Raw genomic sequence first — 23,153 nt, 5'->3', positions numbered from 1 at the left:
AATCGCAATATCGTATACGGTATAACGATTACAGACAAGCCGGAGCCGCCATGTCCCACCGTCACACGCCCCTCAGCCGCAGGGCCATGTTGCTGGCCGCCACCGCCGTCGCGACGGCCCCCGCCTGGCAGGGATGGAACAGCGTCGCCCATGCCGCGACCGGCAGTGCGCTGCCCGAATCGGCGCGCGCCTTGCCGCTAAATGCGACCCGGCTTCTCCCCTCCCCCTTTGCCGACGCGGTCGAGGGCAATCGCCTCTATCTGCTGCGGCTGGAGCCGGATCGGCTGCTGCACAATTTCCGCAAACATGCCGGCCTGACGCCCAAGGGCGCCATCTATGGCGGCTGGGAAAATGATACCATCGCCGGCCATACGCTGGGCCATTATCTGACCGCGCTCGCGCTGATGCACGCCCAGACCGGCGACGCCGAATGCGCCCGCCGCGCCGCCTATATCATCGCCGAACTGGCCGAGTGCCAGGCGGCGGCCGGCGATGGCTATGTCGCGGGCTTCACCCGCCGTCGCGACGATGTGATCGAGGATGGCAGGCTGATCTTTCCGGAGATCATGCGCGGCGACATCCGATCGGCCGGCTTTGACCTCAACGGCTGCTGGGTGCCCTTCTATAATTGGCACAAGCTGTTCGCCGGCCTGTTCGACGCCGAAACCCATCTGGGCAACAGCCAGGCGCGCGGCGTCGCGCTGGCCCTGGCCGCCTATATCGACGGCGTGTTCGCGAAACTGGACGATGCACAGGTGCAGCAGGTGCTGGACTGCGAGCATGGCGGCATCAACGAGAGCTTCGCCGAACTGCACGCCCGCACCGGCGATCCGCGCTGGCTGGCGCTGGCCACGCGGCTGCGCCATCGCAAGGTGCTCGATCCGCTGTCCCAGCGGCAGAACAGCCTGCCCTGGATCCACGCCAATACGCAGATCCCCAAGCTGATCGGCCTTGCGCGCCTGCACGAGATCACCGGCAATGCCGCCGACGCGATCGCCGCCAACTTCTTCTGGGAAACGGTGGTCGGGCAATATAGCTATGTCATCGGCGGCAATGCCGACCGGGAATATTTCCCTGATCCCGGCACCATTTCCAAGCATATTACCGAACAGACCTGCGAAAGCTGCAACAGCTACAACATGCTGAAGCTGACCCGGCATCTCTATGCCTGGAAGCCCGAGGCGCGCCTGTTCGACTATTATGAGCGGGCCCATATCAACCATATCCTGGCGCATCAGAACCCGGCCACCGGCATGTTCGCCTATATGGTGCCGCTGATGTCGGGGTCGCACCGCGTCTGGTCGGAACCGTTCGACGATTTCTGGTGCTGCGTCGGCAGCGGCATGGAAAGCCATGCCAAACATGGCGAATCCATCTGGTGGGAAGATGCCGACCGGCCGGCCGACATGCTGATCGCCAATCTCTATATCCCCAGCGAAGCCGACTGGGCGGCGCGGGGCGCGAAGCTGCGGATCGAGACCGGCTATCCGTTCGACGGCCATGTCGCGATGTCGATCCCGAAACTGGCGCGGGCTGGCCGGTTCACCCTGGCGCTGCGCATCCCCGGCTGGTGCCAGGGCGCGCGTATCGCCGTCAACGGCACGCCCCTGCCCGCCCCGCGCATCGCCGATGGCTATGCCCTGATCGATCGCAAGTGGAAGGCCGGCGACCGGGTGACGCTGGACCTGCCGATGGCATTGCGGATCGAAGCGACTCCGGATGATGCCCGCACCATCGCGCTGCTCCACGGCCCGGTCGTGCTGGCGGCCGATCTGGGCGCGGCCGACCAGCCCTTTGACGGTCCCGCCCCGGCGCTGGTCGCCGCCGATGTAACGCAGGGCTTTTCTGCCACGACCGCCGCCGTGCCCGCCTATCGCACCGCCGGCATCGGCAAGCCGGCGGACCTCAGTTTCGCCCCCTTCTTCCAGCAGCGCGATCGCCGCACCGCCGTCTATTTCAAGCGCTTCACCCAGCAGGAATGGGGCGTGGAGCAGCAGGCCTTTGCCGTCGAGCAGGCCCGGCTCCGTGATCTGGAGCGGCGCTCGGTCGACGTCATGCATCTGGGCGAGATGCAACCCGAGCGTGATCATGGGCTGGAAGCCAAACTCTCCTACACCACCACCTATCGCGGACGGCATGGGCGCGACGCGCGCACCGACGGCCATTTCCAGTTCCGCATGAAGGTGAAGCCCGGCCCGCTGATCCTGCAGGCCACCTATTGGGGCGAGGAGCGCAACCGGCTGTTCGACATATTGGTCGATGGCCAGAAAATCGCGACGCAGAAGCTGGATGCCGACCGGCCGGGCGAATTTTTCGACGTCACCTACGCCATTCCCGAGGCGCTGACGCGCGGCAAGAGCGCGGTGACGATCCGCGTCCAGCCAGCCCCCGGCATGACGCGGGCCGGTCCGATGTTCGGCGTGCGCATTTTCACGCCGGCCGGTGAAACGCGCACTTGACCCGCCTTAATCAAAGTATATCGTATACATTATTGATAGGAGCGGGGCGCCGGATCGCTTCGCCGAACAGGGAAGAGAGACATTCATGAAAATGCCCCACGCCGCATCCTTGCTCGCCATCGCCTGGCTCGCCGGCACGGCCCCGGTTGTCCTCGCCCAGACGGCGCCGGCCACCAACGCACCGGCCGCCCAGCCGACCGCCGCCGACCTGAAGCTCAAGGCGCTGTATGACGCCGAATGGACCTGGCGCCAGAAGGAATTTGCCCGACTGCCCGGCAGCGGCCGGACCGAAGGCGGCGCCGACGATCATCTGCCCAGCGTGACCGCCGCCACCCAGCAGCGCCGCTATGCCTATTGGAGCGACATTCTCAAACAGCTCGACCAGATCCCCGATGCCCAACTGTCGCATGAGGAATATATCAACAAGGCGGTGTTCAAGACGTCGGTCTGGGAGAATGCGACCAAGATCAAGTACAAGACCTACGAGGCGCCGTTCAACAGCGATACCTTCTTCTGGACCGGCCTCAACCCGCGCACGCCCTTTTCCAGCGCCGACAATTATCGCCGCTATCTCGGCCGGATGAAGGATATACCGCGCTATTTCGACGAGCAGATCGCGAACATGCAGGCGGGCCTGAAGCGGGGCTATACCGTGCCGCGCGTGTCGATCGAGGGGCGTGACAAGACGATCGAGCCGTTCCTGGCCGCCGGCACCGACAATCCCTTCTACAAGGCGTTCGCCGCAATGCCGGACACCATCCCGGCCGACCAGCGCCAGGCGATGCAGGCGCAGGCCCAGGCACTGATCCGCGACGCCATCGCCCCCAGCTACCAGAAGCTGCTGACCTTCATGCGCGGCGAATATATGCCCAAGGCGCGCAAGACGATCGACGCCTATTCGCTGCCCGACGGCAAGGCCTTCTACCAGGACCAGATCCGCGAATATACGACGCTGGACCTGACGCCGCAGCAGATCCACGAGATCGGCCTCAAGGAAGTCGCGCGCATCGACGCGGACATGAAGAAGACGATGGCGGATGCCAAGTTCCAGGGCAGCTTCGCCGAGTTCCTGGAATTCATGCGCACCGATCCGCAATTCTATGCCAAGACCCCGCGCGAGCTGCTCTCCTATTCCGCCTATGTCACCAAGAAGATGGACGGCAAGCTGAAGGACACGTTCAACAACCTGCCGCGCTATCGCTTCACCATCCTGCCGGTGCCGGACGAGATCGCGCCCATCTATACCTCGGGTCGGGGCGGGCTCGAATCCTGCCTGATGAACACCTATGACCTGCCCTCGCGGCCGCTCTACAATCTGACCGCGCTGACGCTGCACGAATGCAATCCGGGCCACAGCTTCCAGGCTGCTTATGCGCTGGAAGCCCCCAACCGCCCGGCCTTCCGCGGCCAGACCTATTTCTCGGGCTATGGCGAGGGCTGGGGCCTCTATACCGAATGGCTGGGCACGAAGCTGGGCATGTATGAGACGCCCTATGAGGAATTCGGCCGCGAGACATTCGAGATGTGGCGCGCGGTGCGGCTGGTGATCGATACCGGCATGCACTCCATGGGTTGGACGCGGCAGCAGGCGATCGACTATATGGCCAGCCACACCGCACTCGCGAAGCTCGACATCACCAACGAGGTCGATCGCTATATCGCCTGGCCGGCGCAGGCGCTGGCCTACAAGCTGGGCGAATTGTCGATCCGCAAAATGCGCGCCAAGGCCGAGGCGGAACTGGGCGACAAGTTCGACCAGCGCCCGTTCCACGACACGCTGCTGACCATGGGGTCGGTGCCGCTGCCGGTGATGGAGGCGGAGCTTGACCGCTTCATCCAGGCGGAAAAGGCCAAGGTGGCAGCCGGGGCTTCCGGTGCCGCCCAGTAAGCGCATTCTCCTCCCCCTGATCGGCGCGGCGCTCTGCATGGGTGCCGCGCCGATCCCCCCTACGGCGGAGACGGAGAAGGCGGCGATCCGGCAGGTGATCGCCGACATGGAGGTCGCCTGGAACCGGGGTGATTTTCGCGGCTATATGGCGGGCTTCCTCAACCCCGGCGTCACCTTCGTGTCGCGCGGCCAGTTCCAGCGCGACTGGCAGGGCACGCTCGACCATTATGTCCGCGACTATGGCGCCTCGCCCGAAACGCGCGGCACGCTCCATTTCTGCGACATCAGGATCGAGATGCTGGCGCCCGATGCGGCCCAGTTGATCAGCCGCTTCCACCTTGCCGCCAAACCCGGCCAGTCCGGCATCAATACGCGGCTGATGCGCAAGGTCGAAGGCCGCTGGGTGATCGCCCTGAACCATGTGTCCGCGTTCGAGCCGGATGCGACCCACCCCGCCTATTGCCAATGAGCGCCATGCCCCCAGCCGATCATCACGCGACCGCCACCTTCCTCGGCCATCCGCGCGGCCTGTTCATCCTCTTCTTCACCGAATTGTGGGAGCGCTTCTCCTTCTACGGCATGCGCGCGCTGCTGATCTTCTACCTGACCAAGCAGTTCCTCTTTTCCGACGAGCGCGCCGGCATGCTCTATGGCGCCTATATCGCGCTGGTGTTCGTCAGCCCGCTGGTCGGCGGCTGGCTGGCCGATCGCTACCTCGGCGCGCGCAAGGCAGTGCTGTTCGGCGGCATCGTCATCGCCTGCGGCCATATCCTGCTCGGTCTCGATGCGCTGGGCGGCGACCGTGAGAGCGCGACCCGCATCTTCCTCGCCGGCATGGCGGTGATCGTGGTCGGCACCGGCTTCCTCAAGGCCAATGTCTCGGTGCTGGTCGGCCAGCTCTATCCGCGCGACGACATGCGCCGCGACCCGGCCTATACCATCTTCTACATGGGCATTAACCTTGGCGGCGCGCTCGGCCCGCTCGTCTGCGGCCTGCTGGGCGAAACGATCGGCTGGTCCTGGGGCTTTGGCGCGGCGGCACTGGGCATGATCCTGGGCATCATCGTCTTCGTCATGGGCAGGCCATTGTTGCAGGGCCAGGGCGAGGCGCCCGATCCGGCCTGGCTGGCAAGCCCGCTGTTTGGCATCCCCCGCGAATATTGGCTCTATGCCAGCGCCATGCCCTTCACCGCGGCGATGCTCGCCCTGCTCGCCAGCCCCGCGACGGTCGGCTATCTGCTGAGCGCCAGCGGCTTTGCCATGGGCATCGGCCTGGTCGCCTATGCCTGCCTGAAGCTCGATCCGGCGGCGCGCGGGCGATTGCTGGTGGCGATCTTCCTGCTGGTGGTGCAGCCCGTCTTCTGGGGCCTGTTCGAACAGACCGGCTCCTCGCTCAACCTGTTCATCGATCGGCATGTCGACCGCACCATGTTCGGCATCACCGTGCCGGCCTCGCTGTTCCAGGCGGTCGGTCCCTTCTCCATCTTCCTGCTCGCGCCCTTCTTCGCCTGGCTATGGCTGAAGCTCGGCCGGCGCGGGCTGGAGCCGTCCGCCCCCGCCAAGTTCGGCCTGGCCATCATCCAGGTCGGCGCCGGTTTCCTGCTGCTGGTCGGCGCGGGCATGATGCTGCCGGGGGCGAAGATGCCGATGCTCTTCATCCTGCTGCTCTACCTGCTCCACACCATGGGCGAACTGTGCCTGTCGCCGGTCGGGCTGGCAGCGATGTCGCGCCTGTCGCCGCCCCATATGCTGGGGCTGATGATGGGCACCTGGTTCCTGGCGACGGCGGGCGGCAATTTCATGTCGGGCGTGATCGCCGCCGCCATCGGCGCATCGGCAGGGGCAGACCAGGCCAGCACGGCGCTCGCCGCCTACGGCCGGATCGGCGGCCTTGCCATGCTGATCGGCCTGATCATCCTGATCGTATCGCCGCGTATCGGCCGCCTCATGCGACAAGGCGGCCGATAAGAGGTCAGTTACTCCGCGCCAGCAGCGCGACCAGTTCTTCCTTCCAGAATTTCGCCCAGGTGTGGGTGCTATGTCCCCGCGTCTCGGGCGAATAGGGGATCAGCTTGTAGCGCGTGGTCTTCAGCCGTTTGGCTGCCGTTTCGGCCATGCCCATTTCCGGCGGATTGATGAAGTCGTCGGAGGAATTGATCCAGGTCATCGGCGCGCTGATCCTTTCGAGATCGGCGGACGGATCATAATCGCGCGAGGAATCGAGCTGGTAGAGATAATCATTGGCGTCGCGGCTGGCGATGTCGCGATCGAACCGCTCCTTCCAATAGGCGTCGACCGCGTCGCGCGTTGGGAATTGTACCTGCATGTACCTGGCAGCGGCACCGGCGATCTGCGACAGGCTGGATGCAGTGCGCAGGCCAAGCAGCGGCTGTGCCTTGTAATTGCCGTCCTGCCAGGCGGGATCGGCGCGGATGCCGTCCATCGCCGCCTTGCGCCACATCCGGTTGCGCCCGGCGATCGGCGCTGCCTGGCACGCCATCGGCATCAGCGCACTGGCAAAGCCGGGATGTTTCTCGCCCCAGACGAAGATGTGCATGCACCCCATCGAGGTGCCGAAGGTCAGCCGCAGATGATCGACCTTCAGCCCGTCGACCAGCATGCGGCGCTGCGCCTCGACCATGTCGTCATAATCATAATGGGGAAAGGCCATGCGCAGGCCGTCGCTGGGCTTGGAGGAATCACCATGGCCGATATTGTCGGGCAGGATGATGAAATAGCGGCGCACGTCGAGCGGCTGGCCGGGGCCATAAAGTTCGTCGGCAAATTGCGGTTGCAGGAATTGCGCGCCCGATCCGCCGGTGCCGTGCAGGATCATCACCGCATTGTCGATCCGCCCCTTGGCGTCGCGATGCGGCGTGCCGATGGTGCGATAATGCATCCGCAGTTCCGGCAACTTCTCGCCCGAGCGAAAGGCGAAATCGCGGATGACATGGTCGCCCTGCTTGACCTGCGCGGCATCGAAGCCCTGCGCCAGTGCCGGCGTGGCGAGCAGCAGTGCGGCAGCGGCGGCGAGCCGGGGCCATCGGTTCTTCATATTCTGGTCCTCCCTTGGAACTTTACGAAGATGATGCATATGCGCATTTGACAGATTTGGTATACGATGTACGGTTCGCCGCAAATTTAGGCAACAGGCAGAGTCATGATCCCGAAAAACATCGCATATTCCGCCCTTCCCCTGCTGCTGACGGCACTGGCTGCGCCGTCGATCGCCGCCGACAAGCCTGCCCCGGCGGAGAAGGAAGAGGCCAAGAAAGACGATAGCGCCGTCGCCCCGGTCGAGGAACAGGCGATGCCCAGCCGCGCGTCGGTGACGGTCGCCGGCAAGCTGATCCACTATACCGCCACGCCCGGCACGCTGACGATCCGCAACGATGCCGGCGAACCAATCGCGAGCATGTTCTACACCGCCTATGTCGCCGATCGGGCCAAGGGCGAGAAGGAACGCCCCGTCACCTTCCTGTTCAACGGCGGTCCGGGTTCGTCGACCATGTGGCTGCACGTCGGCTCCTTCGGCCCCGTCCGGGTGGATACGCCCACGCCCGATACCGCCCGCCCCGCACCCTTCGCCATCGGCCCCAATCCCGACAGCCTGATCGACCGCAGCGACCTGGTCTTCATCGACGCGATCGGCACCGGCCTGTCGCGCCCGCTCGGCAAGGCACAGGGCAAGGATTTCTGGGGCGTCGATCCGGACATCGATGCCTTTGCCAGCGCCATCCAGCGCTATCTGACGATCAACAATCGCTGGAATGCGCCCAAATTCCTGCTCGGCGAAAGCTATGGCACGCTGCGCGCCGCGGGCCTGGTCAACACGCTGCAGGAACGCGGCGTGCAGATGAACGGCATGGTGCTGCTGTCGTCGATCCTGAACTATGGCATCCGCAATCCGGGCTATGACCAGATCAACGTCACCTATCTGCCCAGCTATGCTGCCACCGCCTGGTATCATAACCGCCTGCCCAACCGGCCGGCGACGCTGGAGCCGTTCCTGAGCGAAGTACGCGCCTTTGCCCTGGGCCCCTATCTGTCCGCGCTGGCCAAGGGCGACGACCTGCCCGATAGCGAGCGCGATGCGATCGCCACCCAACTCGCCGCCTATACCGGCCTGTCCAAGGGCTTCATCCTGCAGAACAAGCTGCGCGTCGATCTCGGCCGGTTCCGCAAGGAGCTGATGCGCGACAGCAGCCGTACCGTCGGCCGGCTGGATTCCCGCTTCGTCGGCATCGATGTCGACGACAGCGCCGCCGATCCCGAATTTGACGCGGCCGACACCTCGATCAGCGGCGCCTATATCGCGGCGCTCAACTCCTATCTGTTCGGCACGCTCGGCTACAAGACGCCGCTCAGCTACCGCCCGAATTTCTACAAGGATATCAGCCCGGCCTGGGATCAGCGCCATCGCGCACCGGGCGGCGGCGGCCGGCCGATGCCGGCGGCGGACACCGCGCTGGACCTGGCCCGCGCGATGCGCACCAACAGCCATCTCAAAGTGCTGTCGCTCAACGGCTATTATGACATGGCAACGCCCTTTGCCGGCGCCGAATATGACCTGAAGCATATGCAGCTCGACAAGGCGCTGCAGGCCAATATCAGCTATCGCTATTATGAATCCGGGCACATGATCTACATCCACCCGGAGTCGATGAAGGGCCTGCGCCGCGACCTGCTGGCCTTCTACGACAGCGCAGCGGAATAGGCGGCAGGACGGGCGGGGGGGGGATGGTCCGCCTATCCCCCCTTACCCGTGCCTGACCGAAGGGCGTCGCCCTTTCGATAGCGGAACACCCCTCCACCGGCTTCGCCGGTCCCCCTCCCCTTGCAGGGGAGGAATGGACATCCGGCTTTGGCCGCTTGCAGACGGCAGGCAACGCCCTCAGGGCATTGGCTGATCCACCACGAACAGGTGCGTCTGCGGCAGGGCCTGCAAATCGACCTCCTTGCCCGCGACGAACAGCCGGCCGAGGCGGCGGATATTATGGATGTCGGCCAGCGGATCGGCATCGAGCAGCAGCAGGTCGGCGATCTTGCCCGGCTCTACCGTGCCCAGATCCTGTAGTCGCCCGGCGGCCCGTGCGCCGTTGCGGGTTGCCGCGACGATCGCCTGCATCGGCGTCATGCCCAGTTCCACCAGCCCCTCGATCGCCAGCAGGCTCCCCTCGCCTGGCTCCTGCTCCGGCGATTTGGGGCTGCGGCGAAACTCGGGCGCATCGCCCAGATAATTGTCGGTCGCGATCGTGACGGGGCATCCGGCCGCGACCAGCCGCTCGGCATTGCGCCGCTCAATCTCCGCATCGTCGCCGCGCATCGTCGCCCGACGGCGCAATTCGGTGCTGGTCAGCGCGGGCGGCATCTGCGCAATGTCCGCCACCGCCCTGGCGCGCCTGGCAATCTGCTTCTGTCGTACCGCGCCGGTGACCATGTTGGACCGCATCGCGCACAGCGTCCCCTTTGACAGGATCAGCGCGATCAGATCGTCAGGATAGTCGCGGCTCAATATCTCGGGATGCTGGATCAGGTCGATCCCCGCCTCGACCGCCAGGCGCAGCCCTTCCGAACTGGTGGCATGGGTTTCGGCCATCTTGCCACGCTTGTGCGCCTCCGCCACGATCACCGCCTGCTGGCGCGGCGAAAAGCCGATCAGTGAGGGCATCATGAAATGGCTGGTGCCGCCATATTTGAGGAAATCGACGCCCCGATCGAGATAGGCGCTGACGGCGGCGCGCAATTGTTCCGGCGTCATGTCCATCAGTTCCTCGCCCATGCCCTGGGCCAGCAGGTCGTTCCACTGTTCCTGAAACAGGGTCAGGTCGCGATCGCCGGTCAGCGAATAGGTCAGCGAAAATGGGCCGCCCCAGCCCAATATATTGCCCGCCACCAGCATGCGCGCGCCGATCGCCTGGCCGCTGGCGATCCGGTCGCGCACCGCCAGCAGCGGCGGCAGCACGCCATAGCTGTCGCGCATGGTGGTGACGCCCGCGCGCAACTGGCGCTGGGCAAATTCGAGCGCCAGTTCCTCGTTCCGGTCGGCATAACGCGATGAGGTGTCGCGGCGCGCCGGATTGCCATAGACGGTCGCATGAACATTGGAGTCGATGAAGCCGGGCAGCAGATAGCGCCCGCGGCCGTCGACCTGCCGCGCCGAGGCCGGCGCCTTCAGCTTTGTGCCGACCGCTGCGACCTTCCCATCGGCGATGAGCACGTCCTGCCCTGCCTTCGGCGCAGCCCCGGTGCCGTCGATGACGGTTACGTCGCGTATCCATATTGTTTCAGCTGCAACAATCTCGGGCCGGAACAGCCCCAGAGCCGCTCCAGACAGCAGCAGGGAACGAACAATTTTTCTATTTATTTTCATTACACTAACTCCCCGTTCGACGCTTTTAGCCGGCGACTGCGGACTGACATTTAACTGCAATCTTGACAGGATCATGCAGCCTTAGCATGATTAAAGTATACGATATTCCATATACATTGAAGCGGTCAAAGAGCTGCAAAGACAGAGAGAGGAGCTGAACACCCGTCCGGGGGACCGTCAGGCGGTCCGGTACGCAGGAGCCGACATCGGCGCAGCATCCCACATTGCTGCGCATGCAAAATCATAATCTGTGTCGAATGAATTGAATCCTAGCGATTACAAGGGGATAGACCAATGATGACGATCCGACCGGCGGGCCTGTACGGCCGCCGCAATGCCTTTCTGTTGCTGTCGACCATCCTGGCCGGCGGCGGCTTGGGTTCCACCGCCCAGGCCCAGGAGGCGGCCCAGCCCTCCACCGACATCGTCGTCACCGGGTCGCGCCTGGTCCGCACCGATCTGACCGCGCCCAGCCCGATTTCGGTCATGGGCAGCGAGGATGTGAAGCTGTCCGGCAACGTCACGCTGGAAAAGACCCTGAACGAGATGCCGCAGCTGGCGTCGGGCACCACCTCCACCGTCAATAATGGCGGCGGATCGGGCGTGCTGACCGCCAATCTGCGCGGCCTGGGCAACACCCGCACGCTGGTGCTGGTCAATGGCCGCCGCTTCATCCCCGCCGATTCCAACGGCAATGTCGACCTTGCCTCCATTCCCGACGCTCTCATCAAGCGGGTCGAGATCATCACCGGCGGCGCATCGGCCGTCTATGGCTCCGATGCGATCGCCGGCGCGGTCAACTTCATCCTCGACGACAAGTTCGAAGGTGTGGAAGGCAGCGCCCAATATGGCATTTCTGATCGCGGCGACGCCGAATCGAAGAAGCTCGACCTGACCTTTGGCACCAGCACGGCCGATGGCCGGGGCAATATCACCCTGTCGGGCAGCTGGACGCGCCAGTCGTCAATCACCCAGAATGATCGTGGTTTCAGCCGCACGCCGCTGGGCGAAGTCAACGGCCAGCTGGTCTATTCGGGGTCGGGCAGCATCCCCGGCACGCGCGTCCCGCTGAGCGCCGCGCAGCGCGCCGCCCTGACCGGCGTCAACCTGACCCCCGGTGGCAGCTGCACGTCGGTCACCGGCATTCGTTTTGGCGAGAATGGCACCGTCCTGCCCTATTGCCAGCCGGAAGATACCTACAACTACGCGCCCTATAATCTGCTGCAGCGTCCGCTCGATCGCTTCAACGTCGCCGCCAACGCCCATTATGAGGTGGCCGACAAGATCACCGCCTATGCCGAGGCCTATTTCGTCAACGCCAAGAATGACATGATCCTGGCGCCCGACAGCTTCACCCCGCTAACGCCCGGCGCCGCCTCCTCGACATTGCTGATCCCCAATTATGCCAGCAATCCGGTGCTGCCCGAAAGCCTGCGCCAGTTCTTCGCCAACAATGCCGCCATCTTCGACACCAATGGCGACGGCACGGCGGAAATCGTCGGCGGCGGCCGCCGCGCCGACGAACTGGGCACGCGCAACTATCGCTATGAACGGCAATCCTACCAGATCACCACCGGCCTGCGCGGCGACGTATCGCTGCTGGGCAGCGACTGGAAGTGGGACGCCTTCTACCAATATATGCGCAACCGCACCGACACCCGGAATGAAGGGCTGATCTCGCAGACCCGCCTGTCGATGGGCCTGGACGCGGTCATCGATTCCTCGGGCAATGTCGTCTGCCGCAACCAGTCGCTGGGCTGCGTCCCCGTGTCGATCCTGGGTCTCAATTCGATCAGCCCGGAAGCCGGCGCCTTCCTGACCCCGGTCCGCGAAAGCCATGACATCTTCACCCGCCAGGTCGCGGGCGCCAGCATCGCCGGCACCCTGTTCGAATTGCCGGCCGGCCCGGTCTCGGTCGCGCTGGGTGCCGAATATCGCAAGGACAAATATACGTTCAGCCCCAGCCCGCTCGACCTGGCCAATGAATATGGCGCGGTGTCGCAAAAGGCGCTGGCCGGTGCCTATGACGTCAAGGAACTGTTCGGCGAACTGCGCATCCCGATCCTGGCGGATATGCCCTTCTTCGATACGCTCGCGATCGAGGGCGCGGCCCGCTATTCGGATTACAGCTCGGTCGGCAAGGTCTTCACCTGGAAGCTGGGCGGCGAATATGCCCCGGTCAGCTGGATCCGCATCCGTGGCGCCTATAACAGCGCGATCCGCGCGCCCAATATCGCCGAACTCTACACGGCGGTGACCCGCGGCTATTCCAGCGGCACCGATCCCTGCGCCATCCCGACCTCGGGCGGCGACAATCGCAGCGACGCGCTCAAGAATTTCTGCGTCGCCACCGGCGTGCCGGCGGGCGAAATCGCCAACTTCACCCAGGCGACGCTCGGCCTCAACCAGGACAGCGGCGGCAACCCGAACCTGCGCGAGGAAAAGTCGAAGACCTACACGATCGGTGCCGTCATCTCGCCGCCCTTCATCCCGCGCCTCAACATCACGGTCGACTATTTCAACGTGAAGGTCGACGACGCGATCATGACCGTCAACGCGCAGCAGACGATGAACGACTGCTACACGATGATGGATGCGGGCAGCGCCACCTGCCGGGCGATCACGCGCCTGGGCAATGGCCAGCTCGACTATGTCAGCGTGTCGAGCAACAATATCGGCTCGCTCAAGGTCAACGGCATCGACGCGCAGGTCGATTATCGCGTGCCGCTGCCCGCCGCGCTGTCGCTGGGCGACGATGCCAGCCTGTCGCTGCAGGCGATCGCCAGCTGGCTGTTCGAGCGCACGACGCAGGTGCTCGCCACCTCCGCCCCGCAGGATTGCGCCGGCTATTATGGCGCGGGTTGTTCGGTCGGCACCGGCGGCTTCATCACCCCGGACTTCAAGCTGAACCTGGGCGCCACCTATGCCAGCGGCCCGCTGAGCTTCCGCTTGCAGGGCCGGATGATCGGCGACCTGAAGCTCTATCCGACCGCGACCAATGTGGTGAAGTCGGTGGACCCGGTCTGGTATCTCGACACCAGCTTCTCGATCGACGCGACGGAGACCTTCTCCTTCTTCGGCGGCGTCAACAATCTGCTCGACCGGCAGCCGCCGATCCTGGGCACGACGCTGGTCGGCGACGCCAATACCGACGTGTCGCTCTATGACACGCTGGGCCGGCGCTACTTCGTCGGCGCGCGGATGAAGTTCTGATCCGACGAGCAGGCGGGCCGGGGCCGTGACGCACCGGCCCGTCACGCACAACAGCTATAGAGGAGAGCGTCGCATGGCCGTCCGGTCCCGTCCCATTCTCGCCCTGGCGGCGCTGCTCCTGAGCGGCAGCGCGCTCGCGGCGCCCGAAGCATCCAATGCCCCGGCGGCACAGGCGGCCGATCCCATTCCCGCCCGCAACCAGGGCGTGGGGCCGTTCCAGCGCACTGTGCTGCGCCATGTCTATATGATCGACGGCACCGGCGCCCCGGCGCAGGGGCCATTCGACATCGTCCTGTCGAACGACCGCATCGCCGAGATCAAGTCGATCGGCGCGCCCGGCGCGATCAATCCCGCGCTGCGCGCCGCGCCCGGCGACCATGAGATCGACCTGGCCGGCGCCTATGTCATGCCCGGCTTCGTCGACGCCCATGTCCATCTCCATTCGCTGAGCGACGCGCAGAAGGTGCCGTCCGACTATATTCTCAAGCTCTGGATGGCGCATGGCATCACCTCCGTCCGCGATCTGGGCAGCGGCCACCCGATCGAGTGGCTGGCCGACATCAAGGCCCGCAGCGCCCGCAACGAGATCGTCGCCCCGCGCATCGACATCTATCCGATGTTCCACCAGATACGCGGCCCCGTGAACGACGCCGCCACCGCCCGCGCGGTGATCCAGGAAGCCAAGAAGCGCGGCGCCGACGGCATCAAGTTCATTGGCGGCGCGCCGGAGGATGTGCTCTACGCCGCGCTCGACGAGACGAAGAAGCTCGGCCTGCACAGCACCATGCACCATGCCCAGCAACTGGTCGCCTATGCCAATGTGCTGGGCACATCGGGCGCGGGCCTGGAAAGCATGGAACATTGGTATGGCCTGCCCGAGGCGATGTTCACCGACCAGCGTATCCAGGCCTTCCCCACCGACTTCATCAACAATGACGAACAGATGCGCTTTGGCGAGGCCGGGCGGCTGTGGGCGCAGGCGGCCGAACCGGGATCGGACCAGTGGAACAAGGTGATGGACAGGCTGCTGGAACGCGGCTTCACCCTGGACCCGACCTTCACCGCCTATCTCACCAGCCGGGACTTCATGCGGATGAGCCGGGCGCAATGGCATGCCGACTACACCATGCCGGCGCTGTGGGACTATTATCGCCCCAGCCGCACCAATCATGGCGCCTATTGGTTCGACTGGACCACCGAGCATGAAATGGCGTGGAAAGATAATTATCGCCGCTGGATGCGGTTCGTGAACGACTACAAGAACCGTGGTGGCCGCGTCACCGTGGGCAGCGATAGCGGCTATATCTACAATCTCTACGGCTTCGGCTATATCCAGGAGATGGAATTGCTGCGCGAGGCCGGCTTCAGCCCGCTGGAAGTGATCCACGCCGCCACGCAGGAAGGTGCCCGGCTGCTCGGCCATGAGGACCAGATCGGCACCATCCGCGTCGGCCGCAAGGCGGACCTGGTGGTCATCAAGGGTAACCCGCTGGCCAACATGAAGCTGCTGTTCGGCACCGGATCGATCAGGCTCGATGACGCGACCGGCAAGGTCGAACGGGTCGGCGGCGTCGATTACACGATCAAGGACGGCATCATCTATGATGCAAAGGCGTTGCGCGCTGAAGTCCGCGCCATGGTCGCCCGGCAGAAGGCCGAGCGCGGCATGCCACCGGGCATCATGACGATCGAGAATGCGGAGGCCTCTACGCTACCATGAGGTCTTCGCAGCGACAGGCAGATGGCGGCCTTTGAGGCCTGACCGGAGCCTGTCGACGGGCGCTCTTTCCTGTTGCCGACAGCCCTTGTCAGCTGCGGGGAAGAGCGCCGATTTGCCTTTACCCCGTCAACCGCCCGCCGGCCCGAAGCGGGCCACCATGTCATAGGCGTCAGCCAGGAAGACCTGTCGGACATAGGTGATCGGGTCGCCGCCGCGCCAGGTATGGCGCTCGACGCACAGGCAGGGCGCACCGGGCGCGATGCCGAGCAGGGTCGCCTCCTCCCGCGTTGCGCCCACCGCCGAAATCCGGTTTTCCGCCTCGGTCCAGGGCACATGCTGCAACAGCCAGGTGCCCGGCGAGATGCTGTCGAAATCGCCATCGACGATCGCGGGCACGGCGCGGGTCGCGATCAGGCGATGCTCCACCGCCAGCGGTCGATCATCGGCGCAATGAATGCCATCCAATTCCAGCAGTTGCGCGCCATTGGCGAGCGCCGCTTCCTCGTCGCGCCCGGCAATCGGGCCACGCAGCTGCCGCCGGGTCAGGCGATAGCTGTGGCGCTGGCCGCGCTCGCCGATCTGGACGGCAAGGTCCGGGATATCGAGCACCATCGAATGGACGCGCGGCCGCGCGACGAAGCTGCCCGCCTTCTTGCGCCGTTCGACAAGGCCCGCCGATTGCAGCGCCGACAGCGCCTTGTTCACGGTCATGCGCGAACAGCCATGCGCCTGCATCAGTTCCTGCTCAGTCGGCAGCCGGTCGCCCGGCGCCAGCGTGCCGGCCAGGATGCGGGCCTCGAAATCGGCGCGGATCTTCTCGTGCAGCGGCTGTTTCACGCGGTCAGTTTCTCCAGCGTCCGGCGATAGCGGGTGGCGATGGCGTCGCGGGCGCGATGCCGCCCGCCGCTTACCATCTGCACGCCCCGGCGCCAGACCGTATCGATCGCCTCGCGCCCGGCGCCGAAGATCAGCCCGTCCAGCAGACGCTCGACCGGACGATGGGCAAGCGAAGGATGATCGAGGTCCAGCGTGACGAAATCCGCCGGCGCACCGATGCGCAACCCGGCCACGACGCCCAACGCCTGCGCGCCGCCTGACACCGCCGAACGATAAAGGCGATCGCCGGTCGACATACCCGGATCGCGCGCCAGCACATTGCGCTGCTGCAGGCCAAGGCGCTGGCCATACTCCAAAAGTCGCAGTTCCTCGGTCGCATCGATGCGGACATTGGAATCGCTGCCGACGCCATAGACGCCGCCGGCGTCCAGGAAGGGTTCAGCCGAGAAGAGGCCGTCGCCCAGATTGGCTTCGGTGATCGGACAGAGGCCGGCTACCGCGCCGCTGGTCGCCATTGCCCGCGCCTCATCCTCGGTCATGTGGGTCGCATGGACCAGGCACCAGCGGTTGCTGACTGGCGCATGATCTAGCAGCCATTCGACCGGCCGTTGGCCGCTCCAGGCGATGCAGTCGGCCACTTCCTTCTGCTGCTCGGCGATATGGATATGGACTGGATTATGACCCGCGATCCGGGCCAGCAGCGCCAATTCGTCGGGCGCGGCCGCACGCAGGCTGTGCGGCGCGACACCAATGACGGCATCGGGCAGGCTCCGCGCACCCGTGATGGCCGCCTCACGCAACCGGGCGAAACCGTCCAGATCATGGATGAAACGCCGCTGGCCCGCGCTCGGTGGCTGGGCGCCGAACCCCGACCAGGCGTAGAAGACCGGCAGCAGCGTCAGGCCGATGCCGCTTTCCGCCGCCGCCGCCATGATCGCCAGGCTGGTTTCGGCCGGGTCCGAATAGGGCGCGCCGTCCGGCGCGTGATGCAGATAGTGAAATTCGCCGACGCGGGTGAAGCCACTTTCCAGCATCTCGACATAGGCCTGGGCCGCGATCGCCGCGATGTCGTCCGGGTCCATGCGACCGACGAAGCGATACATGAGGTCGCGCCAGGTCCAGAAACTGTCGCCCGCCGGGCCCCGCACCTCGGTCAACCCCGCCATCGCCCGCTGGAAGGCATGGCTGTGCAGATTCGGCAGGCCCGGCAGCGCGACGGCGTGACGGATATCCTCGGCCTGCGGGGCGGCGCCTTGCTCGATCGACGCGATCGTGCCGCCCTGCAACTGCATGCGGACGTCCCGCGCCCACCCCTCCGGCAGCAACACATGATCGAAAAACAGGGACGTCATGGACTGCAAATCTCCCGGACCGATATAATGTCTATACATTAAATATCGAATCATGCAATCTGGGCGGAAGGCCGTGAAGGGAGGCTGGCGATGACGATGATATGCGACCGGCTATGGACCAATGCCCGGCTGGCGACGATGGCGGGCAATGGGATCGGCGCGGTCGAGGATGGTGTGATCGCCGCGCGCGATGGCCGCATCACCTATGCCGGTCCGCGTGCCGATGCCCCTGCATTCGCCCCCGTTGAGACAATCGACTGCGCCGGCCGCTGGATCACGCCGGGCCTGATCGACTGCCACACCCATCTGGTCCATGGCGGCGATCGCGCGGCCGAGTTCGAGCTGCGCCTGGCCGGCGTCTCCTATGAAGAGATTGCCCGAGCCGGCGGCGGCATCGTTTCGACCATGCGCGCCACCCGCGCGGCAAGCGAGGCGGACCTGATCACCAGCGCCCTGCCCCGGCTCGACGCGCTGATCGCCGAAGGCGCCACCACGGTCGAGGTGAAGTCCGGCTATGGCCTCGATCCCGCCTCCGAGTTGCGGATGCTGCGCGCCGCGCGCCAGCTGGGCCGCGAACGGCCGGTGCGGATCGTCACCACCTTCCTCGGCGCCCATGCCCTGCCGCCCGAATATGCCGGCGATGCCGACGCCTATATCGCGATGCTGTGCAACGAGTTGCTGCCCACCGTCGCCGCCGAAGGGCTGGCCGATGCGGTCGATGCCTTTTGCGAGGGGATCGGCTTCTCGCCGGCACAGACCGACCGGCTGTTCACCGCCGCGCGCGCGCTCGGCCTGCCGGTCAAGCTTCATGCCGAACAGCTTTCCAACCTGCATGGCGCGGCGCTCGCCGCCAGCCATGGCGCGCTGTCGGCCGATCATCTGGAATATCTGGACGAAGACGGCATCGCCGCCATGGCCCGCACCGGCACGGTCGCAACCTTGCTGCCCGGCGCCTATTATTTCGTGCGCGAGACGAAGCTACCGCCGATCGACGGGCTGCGCCGCGCCGGCGTACCGATCGCGCTGGCGACCGACTGCAACCCCGGCACATCGCCGCTCACCTCGCTGCTGCTGGTCATGAACATGGGCGCGACCCTGTTTCGCCTGACCATCGACGAATGCCTGGCGGGCGTGACCCGCAACGCGGCCCGCGCGCTCGGTCTCGACAAGGACATCGGCACGCTGGAGGTCGGCAAAAGCTGCGACCTTGCCATCTGGGACATAGAGCGCCCTGCCGAACTGGTTTATCGCATGGGGTATAACCCGCTCCATGCCCGCATCTGGAGTGGTCAATGAACGCTATCATCCTCGTCCCCGGCGAAGCTTCGCTGGCCGACTGGCGCGCCATCTATCGCGGCGCGACGGCCCGGCTTGATGGCGCGTCGGCCCCGCGCATCGCCGAGAGCGCGGCAGCGGTGGCGCGCATCCTGGCGAAGGGGGAGCCGGTCTATGGCATCAACACCGGCTTCGGCAAGCTGGCGAGCGTGCGGATCGGTGACGAAGACCTGGCCACGCTCCAGCGCAATATCGTGCTGAGCCATGCCGCCGGCACCGGTGCCCCCTCCCCCGTGCCGGTCATCCGCCTGATGATGGCGCTGAAGCTCGCCAGCCTGGGCCAGGGCGCGTCGGGAGTGCAGCCGCAGACCGTCGCGTTGCTGGAGGCGATGCTGGTTCAGGGGCTGACCCCGGTGGTCCCGGCCCAGGGGTCGGTCGGCGCCAGCGGCGATCTGGCGCCCTTGTCGCATATGGCCGCCGCGATGATCGGCGTCGGCGAGATCATGCTGGGCACCGACCGCCTGCCCGCCGCCGAGGCGCTGGCCCGCGCCGGCCTCGCCCCGCTGGAGCTCGGCCCCAAGGAAGGGCTGGCGCTGCTCAACGGCACCCAATTCTCGACCGCCAATGCGCTCGCTGGCCTGTTCGAGGCGGAGACGCTGTTCCAGGCGGCGCTGGTCACCGGCGCGCTCTCGACCGAGGCGGCCAAGGGCTCCGACACGCCCTTCGATCCGCGCATCCACGCGCTGCGCCGCCATGCCGGGCAGATCGAGACCGCCGACGCGCTGCGCGGCTTGATGGCAGGCAGCGCCATCCGCGCGAGCCATCTGAAGGGCGACGAACGCGTGCAAGATCCCTATTGCCTGCGCTGCCAGCCGCAGGTGATGGGCGCCGCGCTCGACCTGCTGCGCCAGGCAGCAACCACGCTGGCCATCGAGGCGAATGGCGTGTCGGACAATCCGCTGATCTTCCCGGAAAGCGACGAGGCGCTGTCGGGCGGCAATTTCCATGCCGAGCCGGTCGCCTTTGCCGCCGACATGATCGCGCTCGCCATCTGCGAGATCGGATCGATCGCCGAGCGGCGCATCGCCATGCTGGTCGATCCGGCGCTGAGCGGCCTGCCGGCCTTCCTGACGCCCAAGCCCGGCCTCAATTCCGGCTTCATGATCCCGCAGGTCACGGCCGCCGCTTTGGTCTCGGAAAACAAGCAGCGCGCCTATCCCGCCAGCGTGGATTCGATCCCGACCAGCGCCAATCAGGAGGATCATGTCTCTATGGCCGCCCATGGCGCGCGCCGCCTGCTCGACATGGCAGAAAATGCGACCGCAGTGATCGGCATCGAATTGCTGGCGGCGGTGCAGGGCATGGACTTTCACGCCCCGCTCACCTCCAGCACCGCGTTGGAAGCGGCCCGTGCCTGCGTCCGGGATCAGGTGCCGCACCTCACCGACGACCGCCATTTCCATCCCGATATGGAAGCGGCCAACCGCATAGTGCGATCGGGCGCGCTGGTGGCGGCGGCCGGTCACGCCCTGCCGGTGCTGGGATGAACGACTGGCTCGACATCCGGCGGGGCGAGGCGGCGCTGATCGTCGCCTTTCCCCACACCGGCACCGATCTCGCCGATGTCGGCGACGCCTTCCATTCGCCCTGGATCGCGCGCGCCGATGCCGACTGGTGGGTGGACGAGCTTTACGCCTTTGCTTGCGATCTGGGCGCGACGACGATCCGCACCGCCATTTCGCGCAGCGTGATCGACGTCAATCGCGATCCTTCGGGCGCCTCGCTTTATCCAGGACAGGCGACGACCGAACTCTGCCCGACGACCGATTTCGATGGCGCGCCGCTCTATGCCGGCACCGTCCCCAATGCGGCCGAGATCGACCGGCGGCGGGCCAACTGGTTCACGCCCTATCATGCCGCGCTGCAGTCGGAGATCGACCGGCTGCGCGCCCGGCATGACCGGGTCGTCGTCTACGACGCCCATTCGATCCGCAGCCATGTGCCGCGCCTGTTCGACGGCGCATTGCCGCAGTTCAACATCGGCACCAATTTCGGCACGACCTGTTCGCCGGACCTCACTGCCGAGGTTGCCCGGCTCTGTGCGGCAAGCGGCATGAGCCATATCGTCGACGGCCGTTTCCGCGGTGGCTGGACCACGCGCCATTATGGCCGGCCCGAACAGGGCTTCCATGCGATCCAGATGGAACTGGCGATGCGCGGCTATCTCCACGAGCCGGCCGAGCGGACCGAGGCCAATTGGCCGCCGCCGCTCGACCTGGCCCATGCCGCACCGCTGACCGCCACCCTCACCGCCATCGTGAAGGCCTGCCTCGCCTTCACCCGCCAGGAAGGCTGATCCTCCATGACCCGCATCGACAATAGCCGCATCATCAAGCCCGCCACCGGCACCGATCTCAGCGCCAAGAGCTGGCTGACCGAAGCGCCGCTGCGTATGCTGATGAACAATCTCCATCCCGATGTCGCGGAGCGGCCCGAGGAGCTGGTCGTCTATGGCGGCATCGGCCGCGCCGCGCGCGACTGGGAAAGCTATGACCGGATCGTCGAAACGCTGAAGCGGCTCGACGACGACCAGACCTTGCTCGTCCAGTCGGGCAAGCCGGTCGGCGTGTTCCGCACCCATCGCGATGCGCCGCGCGTGCTGATCGCCAACTCCAATCTGGTGCCGCACTGGGCCAATTGGGAGCATTTCAACGAACTCGATAAGCGGGGTCTGGCCATGTACGGCCAGATGACTGCGGGTAGCTGGATCTATATCGGCACCCAGGGCATCGTGCAGGGCACCTATGAGACGTTCGTCGAGATGGGGCGCCAGCATCATGGCGGCAGCCTCAACGGCAAATGGCTGCTGACGGCGGGCCTGGGCGGCATGGGCGGCGCGCAGCCGCTCGCCGCCGTCATGGCCGGCGCGTCCTGCCTGGCGATCGAATGCCAGCCGAGCCGCATCGAGATGCGCCTGCGCACCGGCTATCTGGATGTCGCGGCCGCGACGATCGAGGAAGCCATGGCGATCATCGAGCAAAGCTGCGCCGACAAGAAACCCGTCTCGGTCGGCCTGCTCGGCAACGCGGCCGAAATCCTGCCCGACATGTTCGCGCGGGGCATCCGCCCCGACCTGCTGACCGACCAGACCAGCGCCCATGACCCGGTGAATGGCTATCTACCCGCCGGCTGGAGCGTCGCCGAATGGATCGAGCGGCGCGAACGCGAACCCGAAGCGGTGGCCAAGGCTGCCAAGGCCAGCATGGCCGTCCATGTCCGCGCCATGTTGGATTTCCAGGCGGCGGGAGTGCCCACGACCGACTATGGCAATAATATCCGCCAGATGGCGAAGGACGAGGGCGTCGACAATGCCTTCGACTTCCCCGGCTTCGTCCCCGCCTATATCCGCCCGCTCTTCTGTCGGGGTATCGGCCCGTTCCGCTGGGCGGCGCTGTCGGGCGATCCGGAGGATATCTACAAGACCGACGCCAAGGTGAAGGAACTGCTGCCCGACAACGCCCATCTTCATAACTGGCTCGACATGGCGCGGGAGAAGATTCACTTCCAGGGTCTGCCCGCCCGCATCTGCTGGGTTGGCCTGGGCGATCGCCATCGCCTTGGCCTCGCCTTCAACGAGATGGTGGCGAAGGGCGAACTCAAGGCCCCGGTCGTCATCGGCCGCGACCATCTCGACAGCGGCTCGGTCGCCTCCCCCAATCGCGAGACCGAAGCGATGATGGACGGGTCGGACGCGGTCAGCGACTGGCCGCTGCTCAACGCCCTGCTCAACACCGCCTCGGGTGCGACCTGGGTATCGCTGCACCATGGTGGCGGCGTCGGCATGGGCTATAGCCAGCATAGCGGCATGGTGATCGTCGCCGACGGCACGGCGGAAGCAGCCGCACGGCTGGAACGGGTGCTGTGGAACGACCCGGCCACCGGCGTGATGCGCCATGCCGATGCGGGCTACGAAATCGCGCGCGACTGTGCCCGTGACAAGGGGCTGGATCTGCCAGGGATATTGGGCTGAGCCGCC

General features: G+C 65.7%; 15 protein-coding genes. 11 read left to right on the top strand and 4 right to left on the bottom strand.

The features are described 5' to 3' along the window. The first annotated feature begins 50 nt into the window (after positions 1-50). From VHN57_RS06865 to VHN57_RS06850, 4 genes are all read left to right on the top strand, one after another. Entirely contained in the window at positions 51-2,459 is a 2,409-nt protein-coding gene (locus VHN57_RS06865) for a glycoside hydrolase family 127 protein (protein ID WP_278987363.1), read from the top strand. Positions 2,460-2,544: 85 nt separating this feature from the next. Beyond that, positions 2,545-4,347: a DUF885 domain-containing protein gene (locus tag VHN57_RS06860; RefSeq protein ID WP_278987364.1), complete on the top strand. Its 1,803-nt coding sequence runs from the start codon at positions 2,545-2,547 to the stop codon at positions 4,345-4,347. Positions 4,348-4,384: 37 nt separating this feature from the next. Beyond that, positions 4,385-4,816, top strand: coding sequence for a YybH family protein (locus tag VHN57_RS06855; RefSeq protein ID WP_278987368.1), 432 nt, complete (start codon positions 4,385-4,387; stop codon positions 4,814-4,816). After that, on the top strand, positions 4,813-6,315 hold the full coding sequence (locus VHN57_RS06850; protein WP_278987366.1) for a peptide MFS transporter: 1,503 nt from the start codon (positions 4,813-4,815) through the stop codon (positions 6,313-6,315). The genes VHN57_RS06855 and VHN57_RS06850 overlap by 4 nt, the downstream gene beginning before the upstream one ends. Positions 6,316-6,319: 4 nt before the next feature. On the opposite strand, the gene VHN57_RS06845 is transcribed toward VHN57_RS06850, so the two are convergent. Then, positions 6,320-7,402 carry an alpha/beta fold hydrolase gene (locus tag VHN57_RS06845; protein ID WP_423283243.1) on the bottom strand — a complete coding sequence of 361 codons (1,083 nt, stop codon included), beginning with the start codon at positions 7,400-7,402 and terminating at the stop codon, positions 6,320-6,322. A gap of 105 nt (positions 7,403-7,507) precedes the next feature. Between VHN57_RS06845 and VHN57_RS06840 the strand changes: the two genes are divergently transcribed. After that, on the top strand, positions 7,508-9,064 hold the full coding sequence (locus VHN57_RS06840; RefSeq protein ID WP_423283241.1) for a S10 family peptidase: 1,557 nt from the start codon (positions 7,508-7,510) through the stop codon (positions 9,062-9,064). Between the two features lie 177 nt (positions 9,065-9,241). Here VHN57_RS06840 and VHN57_RS06835 read toward each other — a convergent pair whose 3' ends face one another. Beyond that, positions 9,242-10,567 (bottom strand): amidohydrolase family protein, encoded by a 1,326-nt coding sequence (locus VHN57_RS06835; protein WP_423283239.1) that lies wholly within the window; start codon positions 10,565-10,567, stop codon positions 9,242-9,244. A gap of 447 nt (positions 10,568-11,014) precedes the next feature. Between VHN57_RS06835 and VHN57_RS06830 the strand changes: the two genes are divergently transcribed. Next, positions 11,015-13,933 carry a TonB-dependent receptor domain-containing protein gene (locus VHN57_RS06830; protein ID WP_278987210.1) on the top strand — a complete coding sequence of 973 codons (2,919 nt, stop codon included), beginning with the start codon at positions 11,015-11,017 and terminating at the stop codon, positions 13,931-13,933. Between the two features lie 73 nt (positions 13,934-14,006). Then, on the top strand, positions 14,007-15,653 hold the full coding sequence (locus VHN57_RS06825) for an amidohydrolase family protein (RefSeq protein ID WP_278987212.1): 1,647 nt from the start codon (positions 14,007-14,009) through the stop codon (positions 15,651-15,653). Between the two features lie 126 nt (positions 15,654-15,779). On the opposite strand, the gene hutC is transcribed toward VHN57_RS06825, so the two are convergent. Together hutC and VHN57_RS06815 are read right to left on the bottom strand one after the other, a co-directional pair. After that, the gene (gene hutC, locus VHN57_RS06820) at positions 15,780-16,490 is read right to left on the bottom strand and encodes a histidine utilization repressor (RefSeq protein WP_278987214.1); all 711 of its coding nucleotides are present in this window, start codon (positions 16,488-16,490) and stop codon (positions 15,780-15,782) included. Beyond that, positions 16,487-17,842 carry a formimidoylglutamate deiminase gene (locus VHN57_RS06815; RefSeq protein ID WP_423283236.1) on the bottom strand — a complete coding sequence of 452 codons (1,356 nt, stop codon included), beginning with the start codon at positions 17,840-17,842 and terminating at the stop codon, positions 16,487-16,489. Before VHN57_RS06815 ends, hutC begins: the two co-directional genes overlap by 4 nt. A gap of 96 nt (positions 17,843-17,938) precedes the next feature. On the opposite strand from VHN57_RS06815, the gene hutI reads away from it, so the two are divergent. From hutI to hutU, 4 genes are read left to right on the top strand one after another with little or no spacing between them, the layout of a single operon-like run. Next, the gene (hutI, locus tag VHN57_RS06810) at positions 17,939-19,138 is read left to right on the top strand and encodes an imidazolonepropionase (protein WP_423285988.1); all 1,200 of its coding nucleotides are present in this window, start codon (positions 17,939-17,941) and stop codon (positions 19,136-19,138) included. After that, positions 19,135-20,664, top strand: coding sequence for a histidine ammonia-lyase (gene hutH / locus VHN57_RS06805; RefSeq protein ID WP_423283234.1), 1,530 nt, complete (start codon positions 19,135-19,137; stop codon positions 20,662-20,664). The genes hutI and hutH overlap by 4 nt, the downstream gene beginning before the upstream one ends. Beyond that, positions 20,661-21,473: an N-formylglutamate deformylase gene (hutG, locus tag VHN57_RS06800; protein WP_423283232.1), complete on the top strand. Its 813-nt coding sequence runs from the start codon at positions 20,661-20,663 to the stop codon at positions 21,471-21,473. Before hutH ends, hutG begins: the two co-directional genes overlap by 4 nt. Positions 21,474-21,479: 6 nt before the next feature. Then, positions 21,480-23,147 carry a urocanate hydratase gene (hutU, locus tag VHN57_RS06795; protein WP_423283230.1) on the top strand — a complete coding sequence of 556 codons (1,668 nt, stop codon included), beginning with the start codon at positions 21,480-21,482 and terminating at the stop codon, positions 23,145-23,147. The last annotated feature ends 6 nt before the right edge of the window (positions 23,148-23,153 follow it).

The sequence above is a fragment of the Sphingobium salicis subsp. salicis genome, from assembly GCF_049472635.1.
In the GTDB taxonomy this organism is placed as follows: Bacteria; Pseudomonadota; Alphaproteobacteria; order Sphingomonadales; family Sphingomonadaceae; genus Sphingobium; species Sphingobium yanoikuyae_A.
This window is presented reverse-complemented; position numbering and strand designations above follow the sequence as displayed.

Excerpts from the sequence above, each read along its gene's own strand:
- hutI (WP_423285988.1), top strand. The coding sequence starts at position 17,939 with ATGATATGCGACCGGCTATGGACCAATGCCCGGCTGGCGACGATGGCG.
- VHN57_RS06860 (WP_278987364.1), top strand. The coding sequence starts at position 2,545 with ATGAAAATGCCCCACGCCGCATCCTTGCTCGCCATCGCCTGGCTCGCC.
- hutH (WP_423283234.1), top strand. The coding sequence starts at position 19,135 with ATGAACGCTATCATCCTCGTCCCCGGCGAAGCTTCGCTGGCCGACTGG.
- VHN57_RS06865 (WP_278987363.1), top strand. The coding sequence starts at position 51 with ATGTCCCACCGTCACACGCCCCTCAGCCGCAGGGCCATGTTGCTGGCC.
- hutU (WP_423283230.1), top strand. The coding sequence starts at position 21,480 with ATGACCCGCATCGACAATAGCCGCATCATCAAGCCCGCCACCGGCACC.
- VHN57_RS06830 (WP_278987210.1), top strand. The coding sequence starts at position 11,015 with ATGATGACGATCCGACCGGCGGGCCTGTACGGCCGCCGCAATGCCTTT.
- VHN57_RS06840 (WP_423283241.1), top strand. The coding sequence starts at position 7,508 with ATGATCCCGAAAAACATCGCATATTCCGCCCTTCCCCTGCTGCTGACG.
- hutG (WP_423283232.1), top strand. The coding sequence starts at position 20,661 with ATGAACGACTGGCTCGACATCCGGCGGGGCGAGGCGGCGCTGATCGTC.
- VHN57_RS06850 (WP_278987366.1), top strand. The coding sequence starts at position 4,813 with ATGAGCGCCATGCCCCCAGCCGATCATCACGCGACCGCCACCTTCCTC.
- VHN57_RS06855 (WP_278987368.1), top strand. The coding sequence starts at position 4,385 with ATGGGTGCCGCGCCGATCCCCCCTACGGCGGAGACGGAGAAGGCGGCG.
- VHN57_RS06825 (WP_278987212.1), top strand. The coding sequence starts at position 14,007 with ATGGCCGTCCGGTCCCGTCCCATTCTCGCCCTGGCGGCGCTGCTCCTG.
- VHN57_RS06815 (WP_423283236.1), bottom strand. The coding sequence starts at position 17,842 with ATGACGTCCCTGTTTTTCGATCATGTGTTGCTGCCGGAGGGGTGGGCG.
- VHN57_RS06845 (WP_423283243.1), bottom strand. The coding sequence starts at position 7,402 with ATGAAGAACCGATGGCCCCGGCTCGCCGCCGCTGCCGCACTGCTGCTC.